Origin of the sequence: Micromonospora sp. NPDC000442 (assembly GCF_042898635.1) — a bacterium.
Taxonomy (GTDB): Bacteria; Actinomycetota; Actinomycetes; order Mycobacteriales; family Micromonosporaceae; genus Micromonospora.
Genome location: NZ_JBIAYZ010000009.1, coordinates 252365 through 261169, shown reverse-complemented (window position 1 = coordinate 261169; position 8805 = coordinate 252365). Strand labels below are relative to the sequence as shown.

Below are 8805 nucleotides of genomic sequence, written 5' to 3'. Positions count from 1 at the left end.
GCCAACCCACTATGAGGTACGAGATGACCACAACCGGCAAAGCGCCGAGGCCGAACGCGGCCGGTGCCGCGCCACGTCCCGGCGCCACGCGCAACCTGGTGGTCGCCACCATCGGCTTTACCGTCAACTTCTGGGCCTGGGCGCTGCTCGGCCCGCTCGGCCCCGGCGTCAAGGAGCGCCTCGGGCTCAGCTTCGCCGCCCAGTCGCTGCTGGTCGCGGTGCCGGTGATCGTCGGCTCGCTGGGCCGTGTTCCGGTCGGCGCGCTCACCGACCGGTACGGCGCGCGCATCATGTTCCCTCTGCTCAGCCTCGCCACCGTCGTGCCGGTGCTGACCCTGACCGTCGTGGACAGCTACCCGGCGCTGATCGCCACGGGGTTCTTCCTCGGCCTGGGCGGTACGACCTTCGCCATCGGCGTACCGCTGATCTCCGGCTGGTACCCACCCGCCCGTAAAGGGTTCGCGCTCGGCGTCTTCGGCATCGGCACCGGTGGTACCGCCATCGCCAACTTCACCACCGTGCGGCTCGCCGACGCCTACGGCGAAAACACGCCCTTCCTGCTGGTGGCGGCCATCCTCGCCGGCTACGCCGTGCTGGCGTTCCTGCTGCTGCGCGACCCACCCGGCCGTACCGCCCCGGCTGGGTCCGCGCTGGCCCGCACCGCCGAGGTCAGCCGGCTGTCCGTCACCTGGCAGCTGTGCTTCCTGTACGCGGTCGGCTTCGGCGGGTTCGTCGCCTTCAGCGTCTACCTGCCCGCGTACCTGCGCACCGCCTACGAGTTGAGCGCCAACGACGCGGCGCTGCGGACCGCCGGCTTCGTCGTCCTGGCCGTGGCCGCCCGCCCGGCCGGCGGCTGGCTTTCCGACCGTCTCCACCCGGTGCCGGTACTCGTCTGGTGCTTCGCCGGCACGGCCGTGTTCGCCGTCGTTCAGGCGTTCCAGCCGCCCCTGATGCCGGTCGCCACGATCGCTCTCCTCGCCATGGCGGCTCTGTTGGGTGCCGCCAGCGGTGCCGTCTTCGCCCTCGTCGGCAGGGTCGCCCCGGCCGACAAGGTCGGCACGGTGACCGGCGTGGTCGGGGCGGCGGGCGGCCTGGGCGGGTTCGTCCCGCCGCTGATCATGGGCTGGGTGTACGGCATCGAAGGCTCGTACGCCATCGGTTTGATGCTGCTGTCCGACGTCGCCCTCGCCGCCGCCGTCTACACCGCCGTCAAGATGAGCCGGGTCGACAAGAAATCCAACCTCGTAGCGGACACAGCGCCCCGCCGGAGCATCCAAGCCTGATCTGATGACAGATGTCGACCAGAAGAGGGAGATCATGCAGAAGTCGTCGCTGACCGACCTGACCGACCAGCTGCTCACCGCGGCGCGGGGCGCGTCCAGCGGGCGTAGCGCCCAGACCGTGCACGGCGGCCACACCAAGACGTTGCGGCAAACCGTCATCGCCCTCGTCGCCGGTCAACGGCTGGACGAACACGAGAACCCGGGAGAGGCGACCGTGCACGTGCTGCACGGCCTCGTCCGGCTCGCCACCGACACGGCCAGCTGCGACGGCAGCGGCGGCGAGCTGCTGCTGGTCCCCGACGCCCGGCACAGTCTCGAGGCGTTGCAGGACTCCGTGGTGCTGCTGACCGTCGCCAAGAGAATGTGACACGGCACGGGGGCAGAGCCGTGCCATGCACTGATGTTATGGATTACCCAACCAAGTCGCAGTGGTGCTCATAGCTGGGCCCGGACACACTCACTTCCGTGGACAGCGTCCGAAGAGGTGATCAGATGCGGGTGGCGAACGCTCACCAGGTGATGGGCTGGAATGGTCCGGAGGGGGCCCACTGGGCCGAGCACCACGATCGGCGGGGTGACCTCGACGATGCGCTGCTCGACCGCCCGTTCCGGATGGCCGAAACCGGCCCCACCGACGTGGTGCTCGACATCGGGTGCGGCACGGGGCGCACCACCCGGAGAGCGGCACGACAATGTGCCCGGGGTTGGGCAGCCGGAATCGACCTGTCAGCGCCGATGCTCGACCGGGCCCGGGCCGAAGCGGTCCGGGAGGGGCTGACGAACGCCCGGTTCCACCAGGGCGATGCGCCGGTGTACCCATTTCCCCGCGGTCGGCACGACGTGGTGATCAGCAGGTACGGCCTCGGGGCCGGTGTCCGCCTGAGCGGTAGGCTCTGGGTGGTCGCGGCGAGGTGGCAATGACCGACCGTGGAGTGGCCGTCGTGATCGGCGGTTACGGCGCCGTGGGTCGGGTGGTGGCCACCACGCTGGCCCGGGATGCGGCGAACGAGGTCGTCGTCGCTGGTCGTGATCTGGCGCGTGCTGAGGCCCTGGCCCGGACCGACCCGGGCCGGCTGACCCCGCACCGGTTGGACCTTGACGACCTGCGGGGTCTCGACGGGCTGCTGGCCGACGCCGCGGTGGTGGTCATGTGTGTGGAGCATCGCAACGAGGCGGTGGCCCGCGCGTGCCTGGACCGTGGCGTCTCCTATGTCGACATCAGCGCGTCGGCCGACGTGCTGGCCGGCATCGAACGGCTCGACGCCGCCGCGAAGCGGACCGGAACGACCGCCGTGCTCAGCGTCGGGCTGGCACCCGGACTGACAAACGTGCTGGCCCGCCGCTGCACCGGGCGCCTGCCATCCGCGACCTCCGTCGACGTGACGATCCTGTTGGGCGCGGCCGGTGACCACGGGCCGGACTCGGTCCGGTGGACGGTGACGGGACTGATGGCCCCGCTCGACCGGACCCAGCGGCCGGGACGGGCTCGGGTGGACCTGCCGGGATTCGGCGTGCGTACCGCGTACCCGTTTCCCTTCTCGGACCAGTACACCTTGACCCGTACGCTCGGCGTCCCGGTGACCACCCGCCTCTGTTTCGACTCCGGTGCCGTCACGGCGGCGTTGTTCCGGCTGCGTGCCGTCGGCGCATTCCGGCTGGCGGACCGGCTGGGTGGGGCTCGCCTGCTGACCGGCGCGTCGAGCCGACTGCGGCTCGGCGGAGACCGGTTCGTGGTGCACGCTTCGGCCACCGACGGAGGGGGAAGGCACGTGTGGTCGGCGGTGACGGGCCGTCAAGAGTGCCACGCGACAGGTGTGGTCGCTGCGGAGATCGCCTTCGGCGTGCTGGGGCGCCGCTACCCACCCGGGGTGCATCACATCGACCAGATCGTCGACGTGGGCGGGTTCCTCAAGACGATGCAGCGACACGACCTGGCCGTGCACGAGCACCCGCCGCCGTTCCCGGCCGAGCCGTCGGCGGGCCGGATGCCGACTGCTTCCGAGGGAGGTGAGCAGTGATGCCACGGATGTCAGCCAGCCGGCTCCGAGCCGCCATCACCTGGACCACTGTGCTCTATCTCGTGACGTTCGCCCACCACCTGTACGGGGGTCTCCGGTTCGACAGCCCACAGCGGACCGTCCTGGCTCTCGTCTTCAGCGGCGCGTTCGCCGTCACGTATCTGACCTACCGGCTCGGATCGAGGATGCGGTGGGCTCGCGCGATCTTCTGGTTCCTGGTCTACGCCTTCTGGGTCGCGTCGGTCGGCCTTTTCGAAGGCGGGTTCAATCACGCGCTGTTCGCCGTGCTGCGGCTGCTGGACGCGCAGGCCCTCATCAACGATCTCTATCCCGTCGACGGCGATGCGCGCATCTCAGCCGACGTGTTGTTCCAGGGCACCGGTGTCCTCACCCTGGTCGCCGCGGTGCTGCTGGCGGTGGCACCCGCATGGTCCCGGCGGACGGTCGTCATCCCTCGACCGGCTGCCGGCAGATCGCCGTGAGGATCCCGATCATCGCGGTCGCCGCTGGCGACCGGAACGGCGGGGCGGCCGCCGCGGCATACAACCGGCGGGTCGGCAGGACCGGAACGGTGGGCCGCAGGACGATGTCGGGCCGTAGCGCGGCCTGGGTCAGCGTCGGTACGAGCATGACACCGGCCCGCGCGGCGACCAGCGCCTGCTTGCCGTTCCAGTCGTCGCAGAAGAACGCGATCTGCGGAGGGCCACCCAACGCCTCGGCGAGCGGCGGGATCGGACCGAGACAGTCCGGATAGGCGCCCTCGATCCACCGCTCGTCCTTCAGTTTCCGCAGCGGCACCCGCTGGCGCCGCGCCAACGGGTGATCGGCCGGAAGTGCGACGTGCAGCCGTTCGTCGCAGAGCGGCACCAGGTCAAGACCGTCAAGTGCCTCGTCGGTGAGTCGAGACGCTGACAGGTCGTGCTTGGCGTTGGTCGGGTCGGCGAACAACTGCCACGAGGTCAGCAGGGCCACGTCGATCCGGCCGTCCCGGACGGCCGCCAGCGGACCCGACTCATCCGGTCGGACCAGGTCCACCGAGACGCCCGGGTGGGACTCGGCGAAACGACGAATGGCTTCCGGAGTGAGTCGGGCGTTGGCGCTCGGAAAGGCCGACACGTTCAGCTGCCCGCCGGTCAGGCTGGTGAAGGCGCGCAACCGGGCCTCCAGGGCGTCGGTCCGCACCAGGATGTCGCGGGCGAGTTCGACGGCGGTCTGCCCGGCCTGGGTGAGCCGTACACCGCGCGGAAGCCGACGGAACAGCGGCACGCCGACGCGCCGTTCCAAACCGCTGATCTGCCGCGAGACGGCTGGTTGCGTCATGGACAGGGCCTCGGCCGCGGCGGAGAACGAACCCCGGCCGGCGACCTCCAGGAGAACCCGCAGGGTCCATGAGTCAATCATGCGCGAAGCTTATAGCTGCGATATCTGCTCAGCCCGCCCGCAAACGGTTGTGAGTGATCGGAAAACGCGAACCCAGGCGCACCGCGGGCCATTACTCCGATGCATTGGTAGGTCGGTCCGGATCGCGGTGTCTCGGTCGGGGGACCGAGTCAGCGGGACGGCCCGGGTACGGTTAGGCCCTGTGTCGGACGTGCGGGGCGTCGGCCCGGGTGGCACGGCGGCCCGGGGCGACGGACCGGGGGAGGAGCGGGTGTGACGCGGCGAAAGGCCCTTGTGGTCCGAGGCGGATGGGAGGGACACCGGCCGGTCGAGGCGACGGAGCTGTTCATCCCGTTCCTTGAGCGCAGCGGATACGCGGTACGGGTGGAGGGGTCGACGGAAATCTACGCCGACGCCGCCGAACTGGCCGACACCGACCTCATCGTGCAGTGCATGACGATGTCGCAGATCACCACGGAGCAGGTGGCGGGTCTGGCCGCGGCGGTGGTCGCCGGGACGGGTTTCACCGGCTGGCACGGCGGCATCGCCGACTCGTTCCGCAGTTCCTCGGACTACCTGCATCTGGTGGGTGGCCAGTTCGCCACCCATCCGGGCGTCCAGCCGTGCGACCGTGTCGGTCGGGAGGAGGACAACTTCCTGCCACACACGATCGCGATCACCGACCTCGGCCGGGAGCATCCGATCACCGCCGGGATCGAGGACTTCGACCTGGTCACCGAGCAGTACTGGGTGCTGCACGACGACCTGATCGACGTGCTGGCCACCACCACCCACCCGACCCGGGAGTGGCACCCGTGGCACCGGCCGGTCACTTCGCCCGCGATCTGGACCCGACACTGGGGCGCCGGGCGGATCGTGGTGGCGACTCCGGGACACAGCCTCGACGTGCTGGAGCACCCGAGCGTCCGTACCGTCATCGAGAGGGGAATGGTGTGGGCGACCCGCACGGCATCGGCGTCGTAGGTCTCGGGTTCATCTCCCGCGCGTACCTGAACACGCTCGCCAACCATCCCACCGTGCGCGTTGTCGCGGTGGCCGACCTGGACCCGGCCCGGGCCGACGCGGCCGCCGCCACGATTCCCGGCGCCGAGGCGGTGAGTGTCGAGCGACTGCTCCACCACCCCGATGTGGCGACGGTGCTCAACCTCACCATCCCGGCGGCGCACGCCGAGATCTCGGGCGCGGCGATCGACGCCGGCCGGAACGTCTACGTCGAGAAGCCGCTCACCGCCACGTTCCCGGAGGCCCGGCCGCTCATCGACCGGGCGGCATCTGCCGGCGTACGCGTCGGATGCGCGCCGGACACCGTCCTGGGCACCGGTACGCAGACCGCCCGAGCGGCGATCGATGGTGGACTGATCGGCCGCCCGTTCTCCGCATCGGCCGTGATGGTCACCCCGGGACACGAGCGCTGGCACCCCAACCCCGACTTCTACTACGTCCCAGGTGGCGGCCCGCTGCTGGACATGGGGCCGTACTACATCTCCGCGTTGGTCCACCTGCTCGGGCCGGTTCGGGCGGTGATCGGGGCGGCCAGCCGGCTGCGTGACACCCGGGTCATCGGCTCGGGCCCCCGCCTCGGGCAGCGGATACCGGTCGAGGTGCCGACCCACGTGAGCGGTGTGCTGGAACACGCGGGTGGTGCCCTGAGCACTCTCACGACCACCTTCGACGGTGTCGCGACGACGGCCGCGCCGATCGAGGTGCAGGGGGAGGAGGGCACCCTCGCCGTACCCGATCCGAACAACTTCGACGGCGAGGTCCGCCACCTCGCGCTCGACGGCCCCGGGTGGCGCACCCTGGAACCGCGGGCCGGCTACGTCGCCGCCTCTCGGGGGGTCGGCCTGATCGACCTGGTCCGGGCCGACGAACGGCGTCCGCCACGCGCCAGCGGCGAGGTGGCGCTGCACGTACTCGACATCATGACCACCCTGCTCCGGTCGGCCGCCGAGGGCCGGCGGATCGAGCTGACGACGGCCGTCGAACGTCCCGCACCCGTCCCGCTCACCCCGACCGAGGACTGGCTGTCCGCCCTCGCGCCCGAGGGCTGAGCGATGCGGAGCTTCGCGCTGCGGCTGGGTTACTGGGCGGGCGTGGTGATGAGTTCGTCGGTGACCCACTGGGCGACGTCGGCGGGGTAGGGCGCGGGCAGGCCGAGGACGATGTGCTGGAAGCCGGCGTCGATCGCTCTGCCGATTGCCTCCTGGTTGATGCCGGGCTGCTCGTAGGAGACCGGCAGGACGATGGATCGGGTGATCGAGGCGGGGTCGCGCCCGATCTCGGTGCAGTAGCGGTCCAGCAGTGCGCTGCGACGGACGGCGTCGTCGATGTCGCCGCCGGGGATGTTCCACAGGTCGGCGTGCTCGGCCGCCACGCGCAGCACGGCTGCCGAGCGTCCGCCCACGAGGATCGGCGGATGGGGGCGCTGGACGGGTTTGGGGTTGCAGAATGCTCCGGTGAGACGGTGGTAGGTCCCGTCGAAGTCGAACGGCTCGGCCTCGGTCCACAGCCGCCGAATGACGGTGCACGCCTCGGCGAGGCTTCCCACCGCGTGTGCCGCGTCGTGGAAGGGCAGGCCGTGTGCTTCATACTCGCGCCGGGCCAGCGGGTGGCTGGGTCGTGAACCCGCGCCGATACCGAAGTCGAGCCGTCCGTCGGAGACGATGTCCACCGTCGCGGCGATCTTGGCCAGCATCGCGGGCGGGCGGATGCGGTTGCTGGTCACGAGCAGGCCGAGGCGCAGTCGTCGGGTCTGTGCGGCGAGGGCCGAGAGCAGGGTCCAGCCTTCGTAGGTCGGCCCGTTCGGGTCGCCGCCGATCGGCATGAGGTGATCGAACAGCCACGCGTGCTTGATCTCCGGGATGGTGTCTGCCTCGCGCCAGACCCGCAGGACGTCGTGGTAGTCGACCTGTGACGGGGCGGTCATGATTCCGAATCGAGGCAGGGGTGTTCGCGGCATGGGTCCGTTCGTCCTTTCTTAAGGGCCAGCCTGCGACGCACCAAGCAGGGGGTACGCCTGCCTGCCGGCGCGTGCCTGACGTGACGAGCGATCAGCGACGTCGCCGCGCCGAGTCGAGCAGGGCGGGCGGCGTGTCGTTCTTCTCGTGTGCGGCGAGATCGACACCGGGATCGACGATCGCGTCGATCGCGTCGAGCACGTCGGCGGAGAGCACGGTGTCCGCGGCGGCGAGCTGAGCGTGCAGGTGGTCCATCGTGCGAGGGCCGATGATCGCGCTGGTCACGGCGGGGTGCGCGGTGACGAATCCGAGCGCGAGCTGGATCATACTGAGGCCGGCCTCGTCGGCTACTGTGGCGAGCTGCTCGACGGCGTCGAGCTTGGCGCGGTTGGCGGGGATGCTGATGTCGTAGCGCTGCTGCATGAAGCCCGAGCGGTTGGTGCTGATTTCCTGGCCGGCACGGATCGCGCCAGACAGCCATCCCGACGCCAGTGGGCTCCAGGCGAGCACGCCCATGCCGTACTCCTCGGTCACCGGCAGCACGTGGGTCTCGACCCCACGCTGCAGGATCGAATAGTTGGGCTGTTCGGTGACATACCGGCCCAGATGGTTCTCCCGGGCGGCCCACTGCGCCTGCACGATGCGATAGGCGGGGAAGGTCGACGAGCCGAAGTACCGAATCTTTCCCGCCCGCTGTAGGTCGGTCAGCGCTGACAGCGTCTCCTCGTCGCTCGTGCTCGGGTCCCACCGGTGGATCTGGTAAAGATCCACGTGGTCGGCGCCGAGCCGGCGCAGGCTGTTGTCCAACGCGGTGACCAACCAGCGGCGCGAACCGCCCCGATGGTTGCGCTCGTCGCCCATCGGCAAGCTCGCCTTCGTAGCCAGCACGACGTCGTCGCGGCGACCGGCGATGGCCTTGCCGATCATCTCCTCGGACTGGCCGCCGCTGTACACGTCGGCGGTGTCGATGAGGTTGATCCCCGCATCGAGGGCCGCATCGACGATGGCGGTTGCTTCCTCCTGCGTGGTGTTGCCGATCTTCCCAAAGTTCATCGCGCCGAGCACGAGGGTGCTGACCTGCACACCGGTGCGGCCCAAAGTGCGGTACTGCATGACTTGTCCCCCTTGGGAGGTGAAGTGGTTTGC

The 8805-nt window shown here is 70.1% G+C and carries 10 protein-coding genes; 7 read left to right on the top strand and 3 right to left on the bottom strand.

Annotated elements, in window-relative coordinates; genetic code table 11:
* Window positions 1-23 precede the first annotated feature (23 nt).
* From ACFY2A_RS17370 to ACFY2A_RS17350, 5 genes are all read left to right on the top strand, one after another.
* Complete coding sequence (locus ACFY2A_RS17370) at window positions 24-1283, top strand: nitrate/nitrite transporter (protein ID WP_387172691.1); 1260 nt, start codon at window positions 24-26, stop codon at window positions 1281-1283.
* A 4-nt stretch (window positions 1284-1287) separates the two neighbouring features.
* Window positions 1288-1650, top strand: coding sequence for a LuxR family transcriptional regulator (locus ACFY2A_RS17365; protein WP_387172688.1), 363 nt, complete (start codon window positions 1288-1290; stop codon window positions 1648-1650).
* Window positions 1651-1775: 125 nt separating this feature from the next.
* On the top strand, window positions 1776-2204 hold the full coding sequence (locus ACFY2A_RS17360) for a class I SAM-dependent methyltransferase (protein WP_387172686.1): 429 nt from the start codon (window positions 1776-1778) through the stop codon (window positions 2202-2204).
* Window positions 2201-3301, top strand: coding sequence for a saccharopine dehydrogenase NADP-binding domain-containing protein (locus ACFY2A_RS17355; protein ID WP_387172684.1), 1101 nt, complete (start codon window positions 2201-2203; stop codon window positions 3299-3301). The genes ACFY2A_RS17360 and ACFY2A_RS17355 overlap by 4 nt, the downstream gene beginning before the upstream one ends.
* Entirely contained in the window at window positions 3301-3783 is a 483-nt protein-coding gene (locus ACFY2A_RS17350; RefSeq protein WP_387172682.1) for a hypothetical protein, read from the top strand. The genes ACFY2A_RS17355 and ACFY2A_RS17350 overlap by 1 nt, the downstream gene beginning before the upstream one ends.
* Here the strand turns inward: ACFY2A_RS17350 and ACFY2A_RS17345 are convergent.
* Window positions 3749-4702 carry a LysR family transcriptional regulator gene (locus tag ACFY2A_RS17345; RefSeq protein ID WP_387172680.1) on the bottom strand — a complete coding sequence of 318 codons (954 nt, stop codon included), beginning with the start codon at window positions 4700-4702 and terminating at the stop codon, window positions 3749-3751. The two genes, ACFY2A_RS17350 and ACFY2A_RS17345, sit on opposite strands and share 35 nt — an antisense overlap.
* Window positions 4703-4954: 252 nt before the next feature.
* Between ACFY2A_RS17345 and ACFY2A_RS17340 the strand changes: the two genes are divergently transcribed.
* Both ACFY2A_RS17340 and ACFY2A_RS17335 read left to right on the top strand, forming a co-directional pair.
* On the top strand, window positions 4955-5665 hold the full coding sequence (locus ACFY2A_RS17340) for a ThuA domain-containing protein (protein WP_387172678.1): 711 nt from the start codon (window positions 4955-4957) through the stop codon (window positions 5663-5665).
* Complete coding sequence (locus ACFY2A_RS17335) at window positions 5635-6753, top strand: Gfo/Idh/MocA family protein (RefSeq protein WP_387172676.1); 1119 nt, start codon at window positions 5635-5637, stop codon at window positions 6751-6753. The genes ACFY2A_RS17340 and ACFY2A_RS17335 overlap by 31 nt, the downstream gene beginning before the upstream one ends.
* 29 nt (window positions 6754-6782) lie before the next feature.
* On the opposite strand, the gene ACFY2A_RS17330 is transcribed toward ACFY2A_RS17335, so the two are convergent.
* Both ACFY2A_RS17330 and ACFY2A_RS17325 read right to left on the bottom strand, forming a co-directional pair.
* Window positions 6783-7628: an LLM class flavin-dependent oxidoreductase gene (locus ACFY2A_RS17330; RefSeq protein WP_387172674.1), complete on the bottom strand. Its 846-nt coding sequence runs from the start codon at window positions 7626-7628 to the stop codon at window positions 6783-6785.
* Window positions 7629-7752: 124 nt separating this feature from the next.
* Window positions 7753-8772, bottom strand: coding sequence for an aldo/keto reductase (locus tag ACFY2A_RS17325; protein ID WP_363919969.1), 1020 nt, complete (start codon window positions 8770-8772; stop codon window positions 7753-7755).
* Window positions 8773-8805: the final 33 nt, after the last annotated feature.